Source organism: Segatella salivae F0493 (assembly GCF_000477535.1).
In the GTDB taxonomy this organism is placed as follows: domain Bacteria; phylum Bacteroidota; class Bacteroidia; order Bacteroidales; family Bacteroidaceae; genus Prevotella; species Prevotella salivae.
Map to the genome: position 1 here is coordinate 149,189 of NZ_AWGW01000032.1, position 22,088 is coordinate 171,276.

Below are 22,088 nucleotides of genomic sequence, written 5' to 3' on the forward strand. Positions count from 1 at the left end.
TATATTGGGTCAGTTGCTTATTTACAAAAAAGAGAATGAACCCATTTGATTCATTCTCTTTGTTGTTTACTACGCTATTTCTATTTATAAATCAAGCAGATTTACGGCTACACGGAAGTAACCTTTATTTGCTTCAGGATTCCACATGGCTTGAGAGGTGATGGGAAGTGGGTGATTTCCAATCTTCAACTTATACGTACAACTTAGTCGAACGTCATTAATGCCGGTTGTTTTGCCGTAAAAGTTGGCGCCATCATTCTCTTTATAGTTGTTAAGTGCAAAGGCTCCAGCCACTGAAGCGTCAACTTTGAACTTGTCATCATTGTAGAGTGTGTAGCCCGCTTGAACCCAACTTGAATATATATTCTGTTTGTTGATGTTGCCACGGTCGCGACCTGCAACGACGGTTGACCATGTAAGAGTCAATGGGAAGTTGCATTTTGCACCGAAATCATAGCTGATTGCTGCATCAATAAAATGGCCAGTGTTGTGGCAGTTGTAGTTACCGATGCGATAAGCCTTGTCGGTTGAATAGATGCCATCAGAGAAATTGTAGATATCCCAGACTGCAACATTGAAGCCACTATTGTTATAATTCAAGTAGTAATCAAACTCTTTGTAGTTTCCATTGATTTGCATTCCGCCCCAAAGTCCTACTCTGAAGTGGTTGTTATTATCTGAAAGACTAAATTCATTGTTGAAAGTTAGTCCCTTGGAAACCTCAAGTCCGCGCCAAAGGTGAGTTGTTTCGATACCTGCATTGTAGTGCAGTTTCTGTGCATTTGCACTGAAGGTCATGGCCATTGCAGCCAAAAGGGCGCCAAGTCGATATAGATTCTTTCTCATGATATGTGTTTTTTGAGTTAAGATATAACTGTGTTTGAGTTTAGAGCGTAAGCAAAAGCGTGCCGAGGAAGCCTGCAATTGCGCCGCCAATCATAGGACCTACGACGGGAACCCAAGAGTACCCCCAGTCGTTATTGCCTTTCATCACGAGCGCATGTGCTATGCGTGGGGATAGATCGCGGGCTGGATTCATGGCATAACCAGTGGTTCCTCCGAGCGACATTCCTAAGGCAATGATAAGCAAGGTCACTGGAATTGGACCGAGAGCTGCCAGACCTATCTTGACATTTAGTTGGCCTGCACCAACATTTCCGAGGCTTCCGAAGACGTCAGTTAAGTTACCTGAGTTGCCATCTGTACTGAAACAAATGATGATAAACACTAAGACTATCGTTGCAATCACCTCACTTAACAAGTTCATGGGATAGTTTCGAATGGCTGGAGCAGTAGCAAAGGTACCGAGTTTTGCAGCTTCATCGTCTGTAGCATCATAGTGGTTCTTGTAGAATAACCATACAAGTAGACCGCCAAGAACGCCACCTATCATCTGCGCTGCAATGTAATAAGGCACTGAAGCCCATGGAAACATGCCGGAAACTGCCAAACCTACAGACACCGCTGGATTGAGATGAGCTCCTGTATAAGGTCCAGCGACGAGCACACCCATACACACTGCAAGGCCCCAAGCGATAGTAATTACAATCCAACCTGCATTTTGTCCCTTGCTCTTATTAAGCGTTACACAAGCACAAACGCCATCTCCGAAGAGCACAAGTACAAGAGTTCCTACCAATTCCATCATGAATTGGGTCATCATTGAGATTCCATGATTTTCTGATATTTAGTTATTCATTAAGGTGTTACATTCTTATTTCGTCAGTGTTCGACGGACAGCATCAGCCCAACCCTGTTTAGCGGCAGCGATTTCTTCGTTGTCTGACACGGGGTCGAACGTGCGTTCAACTTGCCATTGCTGTTTAATTTCGTCGAGATCTTTCCAGAAACCTACTGCGAGTCCAGCCAGATAGGCCGCACCTAAAGCCGTAGTCTCAGTGATTTTGGGTCTAACCACCTTGATACCCAATAGATTTGCTTGATACTGCATCAGCAGATTGTTGCGTGAAGCACCTCCGTCTACCTTGAGTTCTGTTAGTGGAGCGCCCATGTCTTTAGCCATTGCACGAGCTATATCATAGGTTTGGAAGGCTATACCATCAAGCGCTGCACGGGCTATGTGGGCTGTAGTTGTGCCGCGAGTAATACCAATTATCGTGCCTCTTGCATGCTGATCCCAGTATGGAGCGGCTAAACCAGTGAGGGCAGGAACAAAGAAAACTCCTCCACTATCAGGCACAGAAGCAGCTAATTCTTCTATTTCTGACGATGACTTTATACAGCAAAGACCATCTCGAAGCCATTGAACGACTGAACCACCAACGTAGATTGAGCCTTCAAGAGCATAGTTAATCTTGTCTCCTATCTTCCAAGCTATCGTGGTAAGTAGGTTGTTTTCTGACTTGACAGGCTTCTCTCCAGTGTTCAACATGACGAAACATCCGGTGCCGTATGTGTTTTTTATTGCTCCAGGTTCAATGCACATTTGACCAAAAAGGGCTGCTTGTTGGTCGCCAGCAATGCCAGAAATGGGCACCTCATGAGCGAAAATGGTAGTCTTAGTGTGGCCATACACCTCAGAAGATGACTTCACTTCTGGCAACATGCTAATGGGTATATCAAGTAGTTTCAGTAAGTCTGCATCCCATTTCAACGTGTTAATATTGAATAACATGGTTCTACTTGCGTTGGTAACATCGGTAACATGCACCTCGCCTCGCGTCAAACGCCAAACTAACCAGCTATCAACGTTGCCGAAACGCAACTTACCTTGCTCTGCGCGTTGACGTGCTCCTGGTACGTTATCCAATATCCATTTAATCTTAGTTCCACTGAAATAAGCATCAATAATCAAGCCAGTCTTTTCACGAATTGTGTCAATCAAGCCTTCAGCTTTAAGCTTATCACAGTAGTCTGCGGTACGTCTGTCTTGCCAAACAATGGCATTGTAGATGGGTTCTTCAGTGTCAACATCCCATACAATGGTTGTTTCTCTCTGGTTGGTGATACCAATTCCCGCAATGTCGAGACCATTAATGTCGATTGCAGAGATTGATTCGGCAATCACAGATGCCTGAGAAGACCAGATTTCATTAGGGTTGTGTTCTACCCATCCCGGTTTAGGGAAGTACTGAGTAAACTCTTTTTGTGCCACAGAACAAATCTTTCCATCGTGGTCAAAGACGATAGCTCGTGAACTGGTTGTGCCCTGATCAAGGGCTAAAATGTACTTCTTCATCTTTAATTAAGGTTTTAGTTAATAGATAATGTAAAAAGATAAACGGTTCTGAGTGGCTAATGTCGTTAGGCGTTTGCTTGTCTTGTAGCTTCTACATCGAGTGCTTCGGCAATGAGAGAAATAGGATTTATAACCTTATATCGGGTCGACATTTCTATCTGCCACTTGCAAGTCTCGCAGTCAGTAGACACACAGTCGGGGTCAATTTCATTGATATGGTCGAACAAAGACTCTCCAATCTTTTGAGAACGCTCGTAGTTTTCCTTCTTGAAACCATACGTTCCGGCGATTCCACAACATTGACTTTCAAGCATAATTAAGTCAAGTCCCGGAATCATTCGCATCAGTTCTGTGCTATATACGACCCATCCCATGCGCTCCATGTGGCATGCTGTGTGGTAAGCAACCTTTCTTTGGAAGTCGTTTCTAAAGACAAGACGAATCTTTTTCTCATGAATGAGATTATAAAGGAAGCGTGTTGCCAACATCAAACTACTTCTAACGTCTTCGTTTTTGATTTCAAGCAGGTGCTTATATTCGTCTCTCATGGTGAACGTACAAGTCGAACTGGTCGTAACAATGGCTTCATCCTTGTTTTGAATAGCCTGTCTCATCGACTTCATATTAACCTCTCCTTGTCGCTTTGCCTGTCCCGATAGGCCGTTAGCGATAAGGGCTACGCCGCAACATTGCTCCTTTTCAAGCAGATGAACGCCATATCCTACGGCATTAAGTATCTTGACTAAGTCCTTACCTAATTGGGGATAGTTGTAGTTTACGTAACATCCGTGGAAGTAACTAACGAATTTTGAGAAGTTCTTTTGCTTTTCAGCAGCTTCCTTTTTGAACCAAGTTTCAAACTTCTGTGAACTATATGACGGGAAGGTGCGATGCTTATCAATGCCCATTACCGTATGTAATACAGCCTTAGCTGGCTTTAATCCCAATGAGAAATTTACCAAAGGAGCAGCTAATGTGGCCATCGTTCCAACGAAATCTGTATTGGCTAACATGCGATCTCGTAGCGAAGGACCATGTGAACTGTATTTAATTCGCGCCTCTTGTATAATGTCTCCAATCTTCACTCCATTAGGACATGCGACCTCACAACGCTTACAATTCAGGCACATCTTTAAGTTATCATTGAAGAAATGCTCATCTTTCATGCGATAACGCATAAGATCTGGGCCCGCATGTTTAGGCCCGGGATACTGTGGTTCGACGGCCGATACAGGGCAATATACTGTGCAAATGGAACATTTCATGCACTGTTCCAGCTCGTGACTACTTATATTTCGTAATTGTATTTTAGCTTGCATGATCTTTTATATTTAGGATATTGTGGGCTACATTGATAGCCGTAAGCATTGAAACTCCTGTGCCATTGGCCTGTCGAATGCTGTTGTTTCCACTTAAAACTGAACCTACTGCGAAGACGTTTTCTATTGTTTTGCCTTCTTTTATCACATGGAATTTGTCATCAGTTAGTATGCCAAAGCCCATATAAGCATGTTCATCGAAGAGATATTCTGACGTCCATTGGTCACGTTGTTGAAGTGTGTTTATGTCACAATTCAATATCGGTTCACAAATGGTTTCATAGTTTGAAACGAGTCCTCCGCTGATAAATGAGCCTGTAGCAAGCACAAATTGGTCGGCCTCAAGTAGGGTTTCCTCCAATTTCTCCGTAGTAACGGCTACAAGACGATTATCTTTGAGTTGCCCACTTTCAACGGTATCACTGTTGAATATCACTACACCTAACTGATGAAGTAAGTCGGTCAGTCGGTTTTGTATATAGTTGCCAGGCACTGAAGGAGGCATCGTTGCCACAAATTGAATGGGCTTTTGCACTTCATTCTGCAACAAACGAAGTTCTTTTTCATTGTGTAATCTCAGCACCGCTGGCATCAAAATGCAGTCGCAATCTTCTGCAATGGCATTGAGTTTCTGGGCAATTTCCTTTACGCGTTCAGGCTTTTGAAGATACTTTGCGATGTTTGTTGCACGCATTTCTGTTGTACTTGTCCGCGCAAACTCAAGGATATCAGTCGTAAAAGTGACGCTTCTTACCTCAGCACCTAACGTCAAAAGACTGTCTGAAAGATAGGGCATTGGCCAGTCAAGAAAGCCTTCTATATTGGCTAAAAGCAGTTTCTTTCCTTTCAGTTCTTCGGCATTTTCAACCGTAAACAGCGTGTCAAGGGTCAACCAAGTAGGTTTCAAAACACCGATAGGAGATAGTCTGAAATGGTTTTTCTCAGCGGTTCCTTTGAATGTTAGGCCTGCTTCTTCGAGCAGTTTCTTAGCTTCTTCTATATAGGAACCTATCTTGTCACTGCCTATTTTGTGATAGGGATGTCCCTCAGGCAACTGCTTTAATGCCTCCAAAGGATGCTCAACAGCTTGTCCTTCGACGTATCCCATCAAGTCAAATGACCCAGAATTGAATTGAAGCGTACTCTTTCCGGTAGTCACTAAGCCCACCTTGTGGCCGCCTTTGGTTAACATTGCGGCACAAGTCATTCCACTTAGTCCGCCACCTATTATGATAGTATCAAATCTCATTGTGCAATCTCCTTTATGTTTTCAGTGCGTTCGTTCAGTCCACAGAGTCCTTCGTAGACCATAGACATGAGTTGTGACTCCTTCAAAGTATCTCCCCAAGCCACTGGTCGCATACCTTTCCAGCGCTCGTTCATTACAGATGCTAAGTCGGCTTGACTCTTTTTGGCGTCTGTTTTCGTGAGTTCTGAGAGCACACATGCTGCTCTACACGCACAAAGTGTACCTTGACAAGTGCCCATACTGACACGAGTGCGGCGACGCATATTAATGAGTTGCTTCACATGTAGCTTTTCAACAGCGTATTTCATCTCACCAATGCTGACCCCTTCACACTCACAAACTATCGCTTTCTCTAAGCTGTTGTTCGCAGGAATGAAAGAGGTTCGTGTGCCATGACGGCCTTCTTCGGCAAGGCGTTCGGTTGAAAGACCTTTCTTTTCCATGGGTTCTTCTGAACCAGGCAATGGAATCTTGGCAGTCATACATGGCTTGTCGATGCCCAATTTGGTGCAAACGAGGTCTGTAGCAAGTTCGGCCATCAAACGATAAGTCATCATCTTACCACCCGTTATCGTGATAAAGCCTGATAGGCCGTCACGTTTCTCATGGTCGAGCAACACAATTCCGCGGCTGATACTACGCCCAGAAGGGTCATTATCGGCTGCAACGAGTGGTCGAACACCGGCATAAGCGCGCAAAATGCGTGTCGAAGCAAGTGCCGGAGCCAGTTTTTCGCCTTCGCGAATCAATATATCTACTTCTTCGTTTGTAACCTTAAGGTGGTCTATTTCGTCATAACCCACGCGGTCACTTGTAGTTCCTATCACACAAACGGCATCGTCGGGAACGAGTATATCGGCATTGGCTGGCTTGCGACATCTATTGATTACCATCTGGTTTACACGGTGACCGAAGATCAATAATGAACCTTTTGCGGGGAACATATTAATCGAAATACCGGCTTTTTCGGCTATAAGGTGCCCCCAAATGCCTGCTGCATTGACGATAATCTTTGAGTAAGCTTCGTGCGTTTCGCCTGTAAGGTTGTCGCGCATCACGACACCTTTCATGCGCGTTTGATTGATAATAAACGATGTAACCTCGTGATAGGTCAATATTTCTGCCCCATGCAAGCGTGCATCGAGCACGTTGGCAGTGGTCAGTCTGAAGGGATCGATTGAGGCATCAGGCACTCGAACCGCACCAATGAGGCTGTGGTTGACTGCCGGTTCCAATCGAATGGCCTCCTCGGGGGCTATGATATCGGCGCGGATACCTGCATTTTGGCAGGCCGTTACAAACGTTTTCTGATAGGAAAGGTCATCTTCGGGCAGCGTAATGAATAGTCCATCGGTCTCTTCTACGCAGTGGCGGGCAATCTTTCTGAGAATCATGTTCTCTTGAATACACTCTGTTGCCGACTCGTTATCGGTCACTGCATAGCGTGCTCCACTATGAAGTAGGCCGTGATTACGCCCGGTTGCGCCGTTGGTCATATCGAATTTCTCAACCAGTAGCACTTTTAGGCCACGCAATGCGCAGTCTCTCGCGATGCCGGCTCCCGTGATTCCTCCACCAATCACAATGATGTCATAAGTTGTACGCTGATTTTTATTCATTACTTTAGATTTCAAATTGCTGCTTTGTCGTTAATGGTGTTATAACAATGAATGTTGAACCATTAGATGTTTTGAATGATATTATTATGGTTTCATTACGCAACAAAAGTAGATTTTATTTCTGATAATTCAAAATTTACAGGGAGTTTTGTTTTGATTTTAACTTTTATTTTGAAACGAAAGCCGTTTTTATTCGTTCTCTTGTGGGTATACTTGTAGGGCTGTTAAACAGGATAGGTGTGGCGGCTAAAGACGAATTGGAAGGAGGGTTGTTTTGATTTTGAAACGAAAGGAGGTGAGATGAAAGAGTGATGTTAGTACTTTGTTGCTTTCGTTTTGAAACATTCGGCGTGAATTTTGTCCCATTTTAGGGACTCATGGTAAGGAGCTTACCTGCCGGGATGTAGTGTTCTATGGGAGGAAGAGGCTGTTATGTGGCACTTTTCAGCGATGTTTAAGTTAATTTTCTATGGTGTTTCTTGGAATGAAGTTGCTGTAGAGGTATTAAAAAGGAATAAAAAAGAGGAAATTTTACAAAAGACTTTATAAAACGAGAAGTTTTTGTTGGCGTGAATGTTTGTTGGAAAATAAAGGCTGTTTTTAGGCATTTGATAACCTGCTGAGCATCAAAGCATTTCAAGTTTGATAGCAAAAAGAAGCATGAAATAACATGAAAAATGATGGTGTTTTGCGTCAAAACGTGCGACGATATGGGTGAAAAAGTGTCGTGAAATGAGGGATTTGGCAGTGTGATTTGCCCCATTTCTCATTGATTTTGGTATGGGATCTTATGTTTTTTCGTTGCTTTTCGCCTTTCAGGCGGCTATGAAGCATGCTGTTTCTGCTATTTGCCCATATAATGAACTGTTAAAAAATGATGAATCATCTTTACAAGAAAATAGATGTATTTAAGGCTGTTGCTGTCGGGTTTAATGTTATTCTTTAACCGCATTCGAATGGAAAAGGTTCTGGATGTTAGGTAATTAGGTTTATCATTCTAAGCGATGTGGCTCGTTGTTTAATTTGTTCGCGCGTGTATGTGTTGTTAATAATTATTTAAAACAGAGGCTTTTCTTGGCGAATGTAGAATAAAAGACCTATCTTTGTGTAGTTACTTTAAACGGATAGTCTCATTAAAATCCTAACCAATGACTAAGTTAGAACGCCATACTTTTATATTAGAGGAGCTGCTGAAGCAGGGTTCTTTGCTCGTTTCTGAACTGGCAGAGCGGCTTGATGTGTCTTCAGTAACGATTCGTAAAGACCTTACAGAGCTGGAGCGTGCAGGCAAATTGTACCGCAGTCATGGGAAGGCTATCCTCATAAATCCCTTTGCCAACAACCGATCGGTTAACGAAAAGGAAGGTCTTAACGCTGAAGAGAAGCAGCAAATAGGCTTAGAAGCGGCCAAACTTGTGTCTTCTAATGACTCCATTCTATTGGCTTCGGGAACTACTATTCATGCTTTGGCGCGCAATCTGCATACAACAGACAAGCTAACGGTGGTCTCGGCATCGCTGCAAGCCACAGAGTTGTTGGCGCAGAATGACAATGTTGACATTATCCAATTGGGCGGAGTGGTTCGTCATAGCAGTCTTTCGGTTGTGGGACAATATGCAGATATGATTCTCAAAGGGTGCTCATTTAGCAAGCTTTACTTAGGCGTTGATGGCATAGACCTTGACTTTGGCATCTCAACAACCGACATGAATGAGGCTGAACTCAATCGGTCGATGATTCGAACTGCACAGAAAACCATTGTTCTTGCAGACTCAAGTAAGTTTGGAAGGCGTGGGTTTGCGCGCATTTGTAGTATGGATGACGTCGACATGATTATCACAGACAGTCATATTTCGGCTCAATTGGTGCGCGAAATAGAAGAGTTGGGCATCGAACTTATTATTGCTCATGGAGCAAGTTCAGCCCTATTGTAATACAATGAAAATTAATTTTAAAACCACATGATATGAAAATTCCAGCTGAGTTTGATTGTATCAGACCGTTTGAACCCGAGGAACTGCCCGAGGTTTTCGACAGATTATTGAGTGATTCCCAATTCCAAAAGGTCTTGGCTTACTTATATCCCGGTGTTGCTCTTGACGATATAGCTGCCAAGATGCGTGCATGTAAGACGAATATTGAGTTTCAAAAGGCTTTCTGTTATCCCTTCTTACAGCAACTAATCGTAAAGGAGAGCTTGGGATGTGATATGGATGCCTATAACATTAACATCAAAAATCGATATACTTTCGTAAGCAATCACCGCGACATCGTGCTTGATTCGGCTTTTCTTGATAAGCTTTTAATCGATGTTGGCTTTGATACTACGTGCGAAATTGCCATAGGAGATAACCTGTTGACCCTGCCTTGGGTGAAAGATCTCGTGCGTGTAAACAAGTCGTTTACAGTCGAACGGGCTCTCCATTCGGTAGAGATGTTGAAGGCAAGTAAGCGCATGTCAGAGTATATTCACTTTGCCGTTAACGTGAAAAGAGAGAATGTTTGGATAGCACAACGACAGGGACGGGCCAAAAACTCGAATGACCTTACACAGCCTGCAATATTGAAGATGATGGCCATGGGAGGCGAAGGATCTATCGTTGAGCGTCTAACGCAGTTGCATATAGTTCCACTTTCAATCTCTTATGAATACGATCCATGTGACTACTTAAAGGCTCGTGAGTACCAGTTAAGACGCGATGTACCGTTCTGGAAGAAGACAGCTGAGGATGATATTGAAAGCATGTTGACCGGCATTAAAGGCTTTAAAGGTCACATTCACTATAAATGTGCGCCATGTATTGACGACTGGTTACAAGGTATTGACCAAGAACAGCCGAAGAATAAACTATTTGATGAGATTGCAACGCATATCGATTTAGAGATCCATCGGAACTATCGTCTCTACCCATGTAACTACATTGCACTCGACATGATACAGGATACGAGAATGTATTCTGACCATTATACCGATGCCGAACGAAACGATTTCGAAGATTATATGATGGGACAGTTGGAGAAGATTGATATAGAGAACAAGGACGAACGTTATCTTCGGGCTTGCTTGTTGAGTCAATATGCTTACCCAGCAAAGAACTATCTGTCTGCAACTAACGGCAATCGTAAGTTTAAATCGTTTCTGAATCATCTGCCATTCCTAAAATAAGATAGGCATGGTGCATGGTTATCGTTGGACAATTTTAAGTATTGCACTCGTCATATTGTTTGTGGCGAGTGCATGTTCTCATGGGGGATATGAGGTTGGCGATGGCAAAGATTCTTATGTTCAGGCTGACTTCGTCGAGGCTTATACGGCATCTGACAACGCTGTTTATAGTGCCGTTACGGATGAAGGTGATTCACTTCTGCTCGTGCCTCGATTGAAAGTGTCGTGGATAAAGCAAGCCAATGCGAAGGTGAGAGGCTTACTCTATTATAATAAGGTGGTGGATTCATCGACAGAAGGCCTTCGATTGGTGGCTGTTCCTGTGGTAGATTGGCATCCAACGACTTGGTTTCGTAGTCTCCATGTCGACCCCATTACGTTTGAAAGTGCCTGGATAAGCAAGAATAATCGCTATCTAAATATTGGTTTTTCGGTATTAACGGGCGAGCAAACCAGTGAGATGAAGGGACAAACTTTGGGCTTAATAGCCACCGATAGCCTTGTTGTTGGAGGAAAGTTACGCCGTATTGACCTCACACTCTACCACGATCAAGGAGGTGTTCCGCAGTATTATTCGAGCCGAGGGTATATTAGTGTGCCGCTTACTCGACTGCCTTCAGGTTGCTTAATCAATCTCCGCATCAACAGTTATAAAGGAGTTATCTTTAAAACCTTTAAGAAATAAGTTTCTCATTATTGTTTGATGAAGAGAAGATACAATAAAAAATGTGGAGCAAAGCGTAAGCTTTCGTTCCACATTTTCTGTTTCATCAAGACTTCTTTTGATTGTCTTTTTCTCGTATTTCCACTCTTCTTATCTTACCGGAAATAGTCTTTGGCAGTTCATTTACAAACTCAATGAGACGTGGATACTTATAAGGCGCCGTCTCATGCTTTACATGATTCTGCAACTCTTTAATCAGTTCATCGCCTGCTTTGGCTTTATATTCCGGTGCAAGTACTACAGTTGCCTTGACAATCATCCCTCGAATTGGGTCGGGAACGCCTGTAATGGCACACTCAACAACGGCTGGATGGGTCATCAGGGCATTCTCTACTTCAAACGGACCAATGCGATAGCCTGAGCTTTTGATAACATCATCCGTCCTTCCTACAAACCAATAATACCCTTCTTCGTCGCGCCATGCCATGTCACCAGTGTGATATATGCCATCGTGCCAAGTCTCCTTTGTTCGTTCTTCATCACGATAGTAGCCTTTGAACAGGCCTAAGGGTTTCTTATCTCCTATGCGAATACAAATCTCTCCCTTTTCTCCGTCCTCGCATTCTGTACCATCTTGGCGTAGCAACTGAACGTCGTATTGAGGGTTTGGCTTACCCATTGAGCCGGGTTTTGGCTTCACCCAAGGGAAGGTTCCAAGTGTCATTGTGGTCTCAGTCTGGCCAAATCCTTCGTAGATTGTAACGCCTGTAAGCTCTTTAAACCTATTCGCTACTGAAGGATTCATAGCTTCTCCGGCCGTGGTACACCATTCAAGACTGCTCAAATCATATTTAGAGAAGTCTTCACGAATCATAAAACGATAGATGGTTGGAGGCGCACAGAACGATGTAATGTGGTATTTCTCCATCTGGCGCATAATCTTTTCGGCCGTGAACTTCTCGTGATCATATACAAATACGGTTGCACCTGCAAACCATTGTCCATAGAGTTTGCCCCAAACGGCTTTGCCCCAACCCGTATCTGCCACAGTAAGATGCAGACTGTTTGCATGGAGATTATGCCAATATACACCCGTTGTGAGATGTCCCAAGGCATAAAGGAAGTCATGAGCCACCATCTTTGGTTCACCACTTGTACCGCTTGTGAAGTACATTAACATGGTATCTTCGTTGGTATTCACGTTGTCTGGTCGCACAAAGGCTGATGCTTCTGCCCACTCTTTGCGCCAATCGTGGAAACCTTCTGGTATGGGCTTGTCAAGTTCTGAGAGTGCATTTACAGCCACTAATGCCTTTACTGTTGGGCTATCGGGCATGGCTTTAGCGATTTGTTCGGTGATATATTCATCGTTAGCACAAATGATATACTTCACACTTGCACTCTGATTGCGATATACAATGTCGTGTACTGTCAGCATGTGTGTAGCCGGAATAGCTATCGCTCCGACTTTACATAGCGCCATCATTGATAGCCACCACTGATAATGTCGCTTGAGAATAAGCATCACTTTGTCGCCATGTTTGATGCCCAATTGCATGAAATAGGCGGCCGTTCTGTCTGTTTGTTCCTTAAACTCTCTATAAGTTGTGCTCACCTCTTCGCCTCTTTCACTCGTCCAAAGCAAGGCAACCTTATCAGGCTTTTCCTCTGCCCACGCATCCATTACATCGTAGGCGAAGTTAAAATTCTCTGGAACAATGAAATGAAGATGCTTTGCATAATCATCTTCTGAAGTGAATTTTGTTTGCGTTAAAAAACGTTCTATCATAGTCTTTCGTTTAGTTTACGACACATAAAAACTTAGCTGGTTCTCCGTTTAGTGCGTTCATGCAGTGTGGAAGGGTTGCATCGAAATAGACACAATCGCCTTTTTCCAACACCAATACTTTGTCTTCAATCGTCAATTCCAATGTTCCTTCAAGAATATAGTCAACAACTTGTCCGTCGTGTGTATTCTTACTATATCGTTTTCCGGCTGGAAGCGGGTCGACAACAACAAGGAATGGATCCATTTTCCGACCTCTAAAACCTCCTGCCAACGTTTGATATTGATACTTATCTCCGCGGTCTATCTCCTGACCTTGCCCGTCTCGGGTGAGATAATAGCTACTCATGCGAGGCTCTTCTCCAAAGAGTAACACGTCAAGTGAAATGCCATAGCGTTTTGAAATCTTAGAAAGTCGATATACAGAAGGGTCTGCTTCTCCAGCTTCTATCTTGAGATAGTGCTCTAAAGTGATGCCACAAAGCTCAGCAACTTCCTCTGCCGGGATGTCAAGTACATCGCGAAGGCCACGCAAGCGCTCGCCAATTTGTTTGATAGATTCTTCCATTTTCAATCTTTTTTATTTTATTTCATGGCCAAAGATACAAAAAGTTGTCGAATAGTTACTTTTGGTTTGCTTTTAATTTCAATATAACATTAATAAACCAAAAAATGCTGCACACACCCTAATGGTTTGTGCAGCATCTTATGCTTTGTTTGTAACGACGCTCTCGTTTCCCTGTTTTATGGTTGCGTGTTGATGTCTTGAGGCATACACATCCATAGAATGATATATGCAATAACACCGGGGAAGCCCACACTGCAAAGGGTCAATAGCAGATAACAGAGGCGTAGCAAGGCTGGATCCCAACCCAAATAATTGGCTATTCCACCTAAAACTCCTGCAAGCCATTTGTCAGATGAGGAGCGCATTAATTTCTTTTTATCTTCCATATTCTTTCCTTTTATGTTTTGTTTCTTTATTTGTCATTCATGCGTTAGACGCATTTTGATGATGGAAAAGTTGCAGTAGGGGCAAAAAATAACTCAAATTATTATCTTCTTCTATAAGAATTGATGTTCAATTCCTTATTTCTTACACTCCAAAATCATAAATAAGACACGAAACATTGAGCGTAATGCTTTAGAATCCCGGCATCAGTTGACTCAATCTTTCAGTCACTTCTTCATGACTTACGCCTTCTTTGATCACAACAATAATCGTGTCATCGCCCGCAATTGTACCCAATATTTCGGGCATTTCGCTGGTGTCAATGTTATAAGCGATGCTACTTGCATACCCCGGTCGCGTCTTAATGACAGCTATATTGCCTGAAAAGTTAATGGAAATAAAGCCTGGTGTCATCATCATCTCAGCCGCAGAAAGTGGCTTATGAATGCGTTTATACATGGTTTCATTAGGCAAAACGTAAACATATTTGCCGTTCATGCTTGCGGCTTTTGCTACTTTCAGCTGCTTCAAGTCACGACTAAGTGTGGCCTGAGTCAACGTGAATCCTTCTTTCTTTAGTGCCGCAAGTACTTCTTCTTGGCTACCATATTCACCGCTGGAGATAAGGAGTTTCAACGTTTCTAATCGGTTTGTCTTTACTTTCATCAGTTTGTATGTTTATTCGTTTTAGGCCTGCAAAGGTACGAATAAACCGCAGTTGAACCAAATAAAAATACAAATAATCTGCCTTTTTCATAGAAAATAACGTTCAACAAATCATGCTTTTATTCCTTGTTGAATGCTTATTGACTCGCACATGATGATAAATTGAAAGCTCGTCTTTCTTGTATTGAGCCATCATATTTGTTCTTTCTAATGCTATATCCATACAAACAAACGCAAGCGCTCGGTCTTGTTCTATCCTCAAAAGAATAGATTTATTTGTAAAACCATTTCGTTTTAATTCTTCATAACAATGCAGCCGTGCCACTCTTTATGTCCCGTTGTGCCGCGCCCCGCCTCCTTTCTGCCAATGCTTATTTACAGGGCATTTCCTCTTCCTATGCCACCGATTTTATAAACAGCGTCAAATGGTTGGGTCATTTGACTCAGATGGTGCCACCATCTGCGTGCTTTTATCGCGTCATCTCAGTCAAATTGTTTTCCAGAGTTAAGTCCCTTTCAATCAGATGGATGGGCAATGGAAAAATGGGTTAATGGCTGTTGGGGTTTCATTCGGCGGATGTTCTTCACTGCAGGAGATTTGTTTTTCGTGGAATATATCTTATTAAAGGGGGTGATTTATCGGAGATAATGCTTATCTTTGCCAAATATCGTCGCGTTTTTTGGAGCGATGCACCTTACATGTAGATATGAAAATTCACAAATGATGAAAGAAAATAAATTGCGGTTGTTGCTGAATGTATGCTTGTTTTTTGTCACGTTGTCTGCACAAGCAGCCCTCCATGATACGCTGTTTGTGGCCGACTATGGGGTGCAGCCCAACACTTACGAAGACCAAACGGCTCGTTTGCAGACCTTGATAGCCGACTGCAAGCGTTGGAAAAGCAAGGTTATTGTGTTTCAATCTGGACGTTATGACCTGTGGCCTACTGATGCGTCGCGGCGTGAATACTTTATTTCCAACACCTCGTCTGAAACAGAATGTCCCTCAAAAGTAAAGACAATAGGCCTTTTGTTCGAAGAGATGAGCGGCCTAACCATTGAAGGAAATGAGTCAACGCTGATGTTTCATGGCAAGATGACGATGCTTTCTTTTGCCCATTGCAAGGGGATGAGGCTGCAAAATATTCATTTTGACTTTGAAAGACCTGGCGGTTCGGAACTTACTTACCTTAAAGTTGATGCGCATGGAGTAACGGCTCGTGTGCACCCCGACTCCAAATTTGCGATTGTCGAAGGGAAGATGATGTGGATAGGAGAGGGTTGGCGGACGAACAAACCGCATTGCATAGAGTATGATCCCACTAATAAGCACTTTTATTATAGCCGTGATTGGGACATTCTCTCACAGGCTAAGGCGGTTGAAGTGGCGCCAAATGTGGTACATTTTGCAACAGATTTAGCGAAGGATTTTAAGGAAAACCATACCATTACGGTGCGCGACATCATTCGAGATCAGGTGGGAATGTTTTTGTTTGAAAGCCAAAATATCACGTTTTACAATGTAGGCGTGCACTATATGCACGGATTAGGCATTGTGAGTCAGTATTGTCGAAACGTCAAGATGCTTCAGGTAAGATGTGAACCGCGTGAAAACAGCACACGAATATTGGCATCTTCGGCCGACTTTATGCATTTTTCGGGTTGTAGTGGCAAGGTTGTGATTGACAGTTGTAGGTTTCTTGGTGCGCAAGATGATTGCATTAATGTGCATGGAACCAATTTACAAGCCGTAGAAAAGGTTGATGATTATACGCTCAAATTACGCTTCATGCACCCTCAAAGCTATGGTTTTCGTGCCTATTTTATTGGCGATACAGTGGCTTTTGTGCGTCCTTCTACCATGCAACGCTATGCAGAAAACACCATTAAAGCAGTGCGAATGGAGTCACCGCGGATAGTAGAAGTGACGTTCATGCGGCCCATTCCAGGTGATGTTCGCTTGCAAAGTGATTGCGTAGAGAACCTTAGTTGTACGCCCGAAGTAGACATTCGACATAGTTTTTTCTCTCGAACCAGCACGCGTGGCACGCTTGTTACCACACCGCGGAGAGTGATTATCCGTGACAACACCTATTGTTATACGGGCATGAGTGCCATTCTTATTGAGGGCGATGCTGCCGGATGGTATGAATCTGGGCCTGTAAAGGATGTGCTGATTGAGAACAACAAGTTTATAGATTGTGCCTATAATAGTGGTCCTTCACGTGCCGTTATAGCCTTAAATCCTTCGAACACGGAGGTTGATGCACGTCGACCTGTGCATCAAAATGTGCGTATCCTCAATAACTTCTTTGTCACTTTGGGGAATCCTTTGCTTTATGCCAAGAGCACATCGCAGTTGGTTTTCAAAGGAAATGAGGTGAAAGTAGAAGCGCCTTCCTCATGGGTTGGGAATAAATGGACGATTCTTGAGGGGTGTAGTAGGGTGACTATCAAGGGAAATAAGTTTCTAAAACCATAGCAGGGAATAGTTTGTTACCTTATGTTTCTTTCTTCTTTCTTGAGAAAAGCGTGGTGAGAAGTTGAGGCGTTAGAGGCTATTTATAACGCTGATTGAAAACAAAATGGAGAATATCTCAGCCAAAGTCTTTGATATTCTCCATTTCAGTTTATGATTGTTATCACGTTTCAATCGGCTGATGTCCACGTGATGAAGGCGCAAAAGCTTATTTTTTCATTTCAAATCCCATGCGTATTCCGTCATAGTTTTTGCTCAAGTCGCCAACCGTTTGCAGGGTGTTGTTGCCACTGAGGGCTGAAACCGTCTGCAGAATGGTTAATAGTTTCTTGGACTCCATGAGGTAACTCATTCCCGAGGTGGTGCGCTTTGCATAGACGGGGATAGTGAAGAGCAGCGTCTTTAGTGTAATTTTCTGCTCATTATTGTCGTAAGTCCATGTGCCATTAAAGGTCTTTCCAAGCAGTCGAGCATTGAAAGTTTTGTTGCTGTTGAACGTTAGTTGCGTATTATCGCGCCTGAAACCAACCGACCGATAGCTTTCTTCCAACTTTGCTTTTGCCTGAGCTGCAGCGACTTCGCCACCTGCTTTGGCCAAGGCATTCTTACTGGTGAAGGCCACACCTGGTTCACTATAGTGCCAGCTTCCAATGACATCGCGTTCCGAAGGCTTGTCAATACCAAGCACACTGCCTAACACATTGCCCACCGTACCGATGTTTCCCATGTTGCCAAGTACTTCACTTAAGATGTTACCTCCATTGTTATTGCCCGAGCCATTGGCTGTAATGCCACAGCTACTCAGCATGAGAGAGGTGGTCAGCACACCTGCTGCCACTAAGTTTCTTATCTTCATTACGATGTCGAATATAATTAATGATTATCTGTCGCGACTGAAAATGCGCAGCAAGTAGAGGAACAAGTTGATGAAATCCAAGTACAAGCTGAGTGCACCGCATACGGCAAGCTTCTGTGAAGCCTCACTAACGTCGGGCATTTCTGCCAGTTGGCGTTTGATGGTTTGGCTGTCCCAGATGGTCAGACCCACGAAAACAATCACGCCAACAATACTGATAATAAAGTCTAAAGAACTGCTCTTTAGGAAGATATTGACTACAAGTGCAAGGATAAGACCAAGCAAAGCCATTGTGAGGAAACCGCCCCAGTTAGATAAGTCCTTCTTTGTGAAGTAGCCATAAGCCGCAGTTGATACAAACATTCCGGCCGTAATAAAGAATGTTTTGATGATGGCTGTCGGTGCATAGACAACGAAGATGAATGACAATATGGCACCCGTGAGTACCGAATAAAGGGCAAACATCAATGTCGTGGCAGCCAATGAGCGATTGGGTTTCATTGTACTTCCACTAATCTTCCATACCAATAGGAAATTAACGGCTATGATTCCCCAGAATACAAGCTTGTTAGAATAGATGAGCATCAATAGATTGGGTGATGTCGCTACGCCGTAAGCAACGATGCCACTGATAGCCAATGCAAAGGTCATCCATAGATATACTTTGCGAATCAGTGCCGGAAAGGCTGCTGAATAAGACGGTCCAGAGTTGCCATATTCTATGTCTCGCACTCTGTCATTAAATTCTTTGAAATCCATATTCTCTTTGTTTAATAATAATTTTGTTTGTGTTTGTGATGCAAACCGAAGGTCGTGCGGCATTGCATAACATTCTCTTACAGCACTTTGCAAATTTACTTCTTTCTTTGTCTCCCTACAAATGTAATGCCATTTTTTGTCCTTTGTTTAGTAATCTTTAAATTCTTTCTATTGAAGACATCATGGGGTGAGGGCGCATTGTAAGCGGATTGTCGGTTGTTCGGAGATAAAGCATGGGCTATGGAAACCTTATTTGAAAGAAACAGACAGGGAGAAAATGAAACCAAACAAGGGGCTTCGTGACGCAAAGAATCAATAAACAAATCGCTTTTTCTTAGAGATTCATTCCTTTTGTTCATTATTTTTTTGTTACTTTGCATTCACTAACCCGATTAAATCATGTCAGAACCAATAGATATTCTTGAGAATAGAGTGCTTAAAGAGACGCCAGGCCTGCTCGAAGTACTATTGAAAGACCACACCACACAACAGAATATCTTCTGGGCAACGGATAGTTATGCCGAGTTGGGTGACGGTTTTAGGTGGCACGATAGCATCACTGTAGCCGCCATTACGGGTGAACATGGCGATGTAAATTGCACGAAGTGGCTAAGCTTCAGTGGGATTTACTCGTGATAGACGAGGCACATGAGGGGGTAGACACATTTAAAACAGACCAGGCTTTCAGCAATATCAAGCGCCTGTTTACGCTGCATTTGAGTGGCACGCCGTTCAAAGCATTGGCCAATGAGAAGTTTCCTGCCGAGGCAATCTTTAATTGGACCTATGCCGATGAATGCAAGGCAAAGGATGAATGGGACGAGGAAAGAGGGCTAAATCCTTATGAAGAGATGCGAAACTCAACATGTTTACCTATCGAATGGGTGATATTGTCATGGCAAAGGTGAGAGATGGTGTTGAGATTGATGGCGATACAGAAGCTTATGCCTTTGACTTGAATGAGTTTTTTCGTGTTGATCGGGGCAAGTTTGTACACGATGAGGCCATTGACAAATGGTTAGATGCGTTGTCGCGGCAGCCACGTTATCCTTTTTCTACGCCCGAATTGCGTCATGAATTGCGCCACACGTTTTGGTTGTTGAATCGTGTTGATGCTGCAAAGAAACTTGCAGAGAAACTCAGAGACATGCAACGTCATCCCGAATTTGCCGACTTTGAGATTGTGGTTGCAGCCGGAGATGGTAAGACCGACAATGATGAAGTGATAGAAGATGAGGGAGCTTTGCGTCGCGTTCGTAAGGCTATAGCCGAACATCCGCAAGGAACGATAACGCTATCTGTTGGTCAACTCACCACCGGAGTGAGTGTTCGGGAGTGGACAGGCGTGCTGATTTTGAGTAACATGAAAAGCCCAGCGCAGTATATGCAGGCTGCTTTTCGTGCACAAACACCTTATTTATATAAAGGGAGTGATGGGCAGTTTCATCGTAAAGAGAATGCCTATATCTTTGACTTTGACCCGGCACGCACGTTGACCAATTATGAAGAAATGGCCAATGGGCTTTCGGCTGATACGGCTTCGGGCGGAGGTGACGCTGACACGCGCAAGCAACATGTTCGCGAACTGCTGAATTTCTTTCCTGTTATTGGCGAAGATGAGGACGGAGAAATGATGGAACTTGATGCTGAACAGGTGATGTTGATTCCGCGAAAGATTCGATCTCAAGAGGTGGTTCGTAGTGGGTTTATGAGCAATTTCCTTTTTGCCAACATCAGTAGTATTTATGGTTGTTCGGCTGGAATCATCAATATCATCAATCAATTTGATGCAGTGTCGGCTTCGAAAAACGGCATGGTAGATGCTGAAAGCGTTGAAGAATTGTCGGGAGTCGTTGATGAAGACGGCAACACTCGGCCCGATCAAGCTATGGTTAAAGAGGTGCAGGCGGCGTTATTTGGCCCAAAAATCTATGGAGATAAGGAGGCGGAACTCGGTGATTTGATAGCCCATAGCATAGAAAAATATAGTGAAAAGAAAGAAAAACAAGGAAAGAGTGCCGAAGAACAGCTGATTGATCACGTGAGTAGTCAATTGACTTCGTCTCTGCTTTCTTATGCAAACGAACATTCGGAGACAACCGCCGACTTGCTGACAAAGCGTAATCAGAACGTTGCTTCGGTGAGAATCAAGAAGGAAGTGAATGAGCAATTTGGAGCACACTGCTATCAGGCTTCGATTGAAAAGAAGCAAATAGATTTGCAATGTCAACACGATTGTCAGGGCAAAACAACGCAACAACAAAGAGAACTTCATCAGAAGGCTGAAGAGAAGAAGCGTGTTATCGATGAAAAGCTGTCTGAAACATTGTCTGAAAAGGTGAAAAATTTATTGGAAAAAGGTACGGAAATCTTGGCTGACACAATAGAACAGCAACGCATTGACAAAAAGAAAGGTGAGACAAATGAGCAGGTGCGCGACCATTTGCGAGGCTTTTCGCGCACAATTCCTTCGTTCTTGATGGGCTATGGAGATGATGATACCACGCTGCAGAACTTCGATAGTCGAGTTCCCGACGAGGTTTTCTTGGAGGTAACCAGCGTGACAAAAGAGCAGTTTCATTTGCTTCGTGATGGTGGCGACTTTGTAAATGAGGAAACAGGAGAATTGGAACACAGCGCCGGACATTTCTTTGATGAGGTGGTTTTCAATGATTCGGTGAAAGAGTTTATGAAACTTCGGCGGCGGTTGGCAAACTATTTTGAGGCTACATCAGATGAAGATATCTTTAATTATATTCCTCCACAGAAGACAAATCAGATTTTTACACCGAAAAAAGTGGTAAGAAATATGGTTGATTTACTGGAAGAAGAGAATCCCGGTTGCTTTGATGACCCTGATAAAACGTTTGCCGATTTGTATATGAAATCGGGACAATACATTACGGAAATCGTGAAACGGCTGTATAATAGCGAGGGAATGCGTCATGCTTTTCCTGATGATGAAGAGCGATTGCGCCATATTTTCAAACATCAGGTCTATGGACTTGCACCGACGGAGTGTATCTATCGCATTGCTTTGCGTTATATTCTGGGCTTCGATGACACGATTCATATTGCAGAAAATGAGCATCATTTGCGCTTCGCTGATAGTCTTCCGGCTGCAAAAGCGGGTGAGATGGAGACATTCTTGGATAGTGTGTTTAAGTCGTAAACTCTGACTTTGCACTATATATAATAAGGTGGGAGGGGCTCAGTCAAATCATTTGGCAGCCTAATCCCATCTTTTTCGTGGGGTAATTTTCCTTAATTCTTGCTCGGTTTTCACTCCAATCTTCTCCCATTTCTCAGCGAACGTTCGATGGTTTAGATAAATTAACAAATGGAACTATTGATAATCAGGGAGTTAGATTCCC

General features: G+C 43.3%; 19 protein-coding genes. 7 read left to right on the forward strand and 12 right to left on the reverse strand.

All coding sequences use genetic code 11. The features are described from left to right. Window positions 1–84 precede the first annotated feature (84 nt). From HMPREF9145_RS12355 to glpA, 6 genes are all read right to left on the reverse strand, one after another. Window positions 85–846, reverse strand: a complete 762-nt coding sequence (locus HMPREF9145_RS12355) for a hypothetical protein (protein WP_021826699.1) — start codon at window positions 844–846, stop codon at window positions 85–87. A 40-nt stretch (window positions 847–886) separates the two neighbouring features. Then, window positions 887–1,660, reverse strand: a complete 774-nt coding sequence (locus HMPREF9145_RS12360; protein ID WP_196809782.1) for an MIP/aquaporin family protein — start codon at window positions 1,658–1,660, stop codon at window positions 887–889. A 54-nt stretch (window positions 1,661–1,714) separates the two neighbouring features. Next, window positions 1,715–3,199: a glycerol kinase GlpK gene (gene glpK / locus HMPREF9145_RS12365; protein WP_021826617.1), complete on the reverse strand. Its 1,485-nt coding sequence runs from the start codon at window positions 3,197–3,199 to the stop codon at window positions 1,715–1,717. 65 nt (window positions 3,200–3,264) lie between these two features. Beyond that, window positions 3,265–4,518: an anaerobic glycerol-3-phosphate dehydrogenase subunit GlpC gene (glpC, locus tag HMPREF9145_RS12370; RefSeq protein WP_021826703.1), complete on the reverse strand. Its 1,254-nt coding sequence runs from the start codon at window positions 4,516–4,518 to the stop codon at window positions 3,265–3,267. After that, window positions 4,508–5,767, reverse strand: a complete 1,260-nt coding sequence (glpB, locus tag HMPREF9145_RS12375; RefSeq protein WP_021826643.1) for a glycerol-3-phosphate dehydrogenase subunit GlpB — start codon at window positions 5,765–5,767, stop codon at window positions 4,508–4,510. The genes glpC and glpB overlap by 11 nt, the downstream gene beginning before the upstream one ends. Further along, entirely contained in the window at window positions 5,764–7,386 is a 1,623-nt protein-coding gene (gene glpA / locus HMPREF9145_RS12380) for an anaerobic glycerol-3-phosphate dehydrogenase subunit A (RefSeq protein ID WP_036907748.1), read from the reverse strand. Before glpA ends, glpB begins: the two co-directional genes overlap by 4 nt. Before the next feature lie 1,148 nt (window positions 7,387–8,534). On the opposite strand from glpA, the gene HMPREF9145_RS12385 reads away from it, so the two are divergent. The 3 genes from HMPREF9145_RS12385 to HMPREF9145_RS12395 are packed head-to-tail and all read left to right on the forward strand — an operon-like array spanning window position 8,535 to window position 11,237. Beyond that, complete coding sequence (locus tag HMPREF9145_RS12385) at window positions 8,535–9,320, forward strand: DeoR/GlpR family DNA-binding transcription regulator (protein WP_021826635.1); 786 nt, start codon at window positions 8,535–8,537, stop codon at window positions 9,318–9,320. Window positions 9,321–9,352: 32 nt separating this feature from the next. After that, window positions 9,353–10,552, forward strand: coding sequence for a 1-acyl-sn-glycerol-3-phosphate acyltransferase (locus tag HMPREF9145_RS12390; protein WP_007134645.1), 1,200 nt, complete (start codon window positions 9,353–9,355; stop codon window positions 10,550–10,552). Window positions 10,553–10,559: 7 nt separating this feature from the next. Further along, window positions 10,560–11,237: a NigD1/NigD2 family lipoprotein gene (locus HMPREF9145_RS12395; protein WP_021826665.1), complete on the forward strand. Its 678-nt coding sequence runs from the start codon at window positions 10,560–10,562 to the stop codon at window positions 11,235–11,237. Between the two features lie 85 nt (window positions 11,238–11,322). Here HMPREF9145_RS12395 and HMPREF9145_RS12400 read toward each other — a convergent pair whose 3' ends face one another. From HMPREF9145_RS12400 to argR, 4 genes are all read right to left on the reverse strand, one after another. After that, the gene (locus tag HMPREF9145_RS12400; protein WP_021826705.1) at window positions 11,323–13,005 is read right to left on the reverse strand and encodes an AMP-binding protein; all 1,683 of its coding nucleotides are present in this window, start codon (window positions 13,003–13,005) and stop codon (window positions 11,323–11,325) included. Window positions 13,006–13,015: 10 nt separating this feature from the next. After that, on the reverse strand, window positions 13,016–13,570 hold the full coding sequence (locus HMPREF9145_RS12405) for a helix-turn-helix domain-containing protein (protein WP_007134642.1): 555 nt from the start codon (window positions 13,568–13,570) through the stop codon (window positions 13,016–13,018). Window positions 13,571–13,746: 176 nt separating this feature from the next. Further along, complete coding sequence (locus HMPREF9145_RS13315) at window positions 13,747–13,956, reverse strand: PspC domain-containing protein (RefSeq protein WP_007134641.1); 210 nt, start codon at window positions 13,954–13,956, stop codon at window positions 13,747–13,749. Window positions 13,957–14,146: 190 nt separating this feature from the next. Further along, entirely contained in the window at window positions 14,147–14,620 is a 474-nt protein-coding gene (argR, locus tag HMPREF9145_RS12410; RefSeq protein ID WP_021826734.1) for an arginine repressor, read from the reverse strand. A gap of 721 nt (window positions 14,621–15,341) precedes the next feature. On the opposite strand from argR, the gene HMPREF9145_RS12415 reads away from it, so the two are divergent. After that, window positions 15,342–17,102, forward strand: coding sequence for an alpha-1,3-galactosidase-related protein (locus HMPREF9145_RS12415; protein ID WP_021826654.1), 1,761 nt, complete (start codon window positions 15,342–15,344; stop codon window positions 17,100–17,102). Window positions 17,103–17,307: 205 nt separating this feature from the next. Here HMPREF9145_RS12415 and HMPREF9145_RS12420 read toward each other — a convergent pair whose 3' ends face one another. Both HMPREF9145_RS12420 and HMPREF9145_RS12425 read right to left on the reverse strand, forming a co-directional pair. Then, window positions 17,308–17,955: a DUF4923 family protein gene (locus HMPREF9145_RS12420; RefSeq protein WP_021826658.1), complete on the reverse strand. Its 648-nt coding sequence runs from the start codon at window positions 17,953–17,955 to the stop codon at window positions 17,308–17,310. Between the two features lie 24 nt (window positions 17,956–17,979). Continuing rightward, on the reverse strand, window positions 17,980–18,714 hold the full coding sequence (locus HMPREF9145_RS12425) for a Bax inhibitor-1/YccA family protein (RefSeq protein ID WP_021826687.1): 735 nt from the start codon (window positions 18,712–18,714) through the stop codon (window positions 17,980–17,982). Between the two features lie 399 nt (window positions 18,715–19,113). Between HMPREF9145_RS12425 and HMPREF9145_RS13875 the strand changes: the two genes are divergently transcribed. The 3 genes from HMPREF9145_RS13875 to HMPREF9145_RS12435 are packed head-to-tail and all read left to right on the forward strand — an operon-like array spanning window position 19,114 to window position 21,886. Then, on the forward strand, window positions 19,114–19,350 hold the full coding sequence (locus HMPREF9145_RS13875; protein WP_021826709.1) for a hypothetical protein: 237 nt from the start codon (window positions 19,114–19,116) through the stop codon (window positions 19,348–19,350). Next, complete coding sequence (locus HMPREF9145_RS14085) at window positions 19,320–19,622, forward strand: DEAD/DEAH box helicase family protein (RefSeq protein WP_021826619.1); 303 nt, start codon at window positions 19,320–19,322, stop codon at window positions 19,620–19,622. Before HMPREF9145_RS13875 ends, HMPREF9145_RS14085 begins: the two co-directional genes overlap by 31 nt. Continuing rightward, window positions 19,580–21,886 carry a hypothetical protein gene (locus HMPREF9145_RS12435; RefSeq protein WP_021826679.1) on the forward strand — a complete coding sequence of 769 codons (2,307 nt, stop codon included), beginning with the start codon at window positions 19,580–19,582 and terminating at the stop codon, window positions 21,884–21,886. Before HMPREF9145_RS14085 ends, HMPREF9145_RS12435 begins: the two co-directional genes overlap by 43 nt. Window positions 21,887–22,088 lie beyond the last annotated feature (202 nt).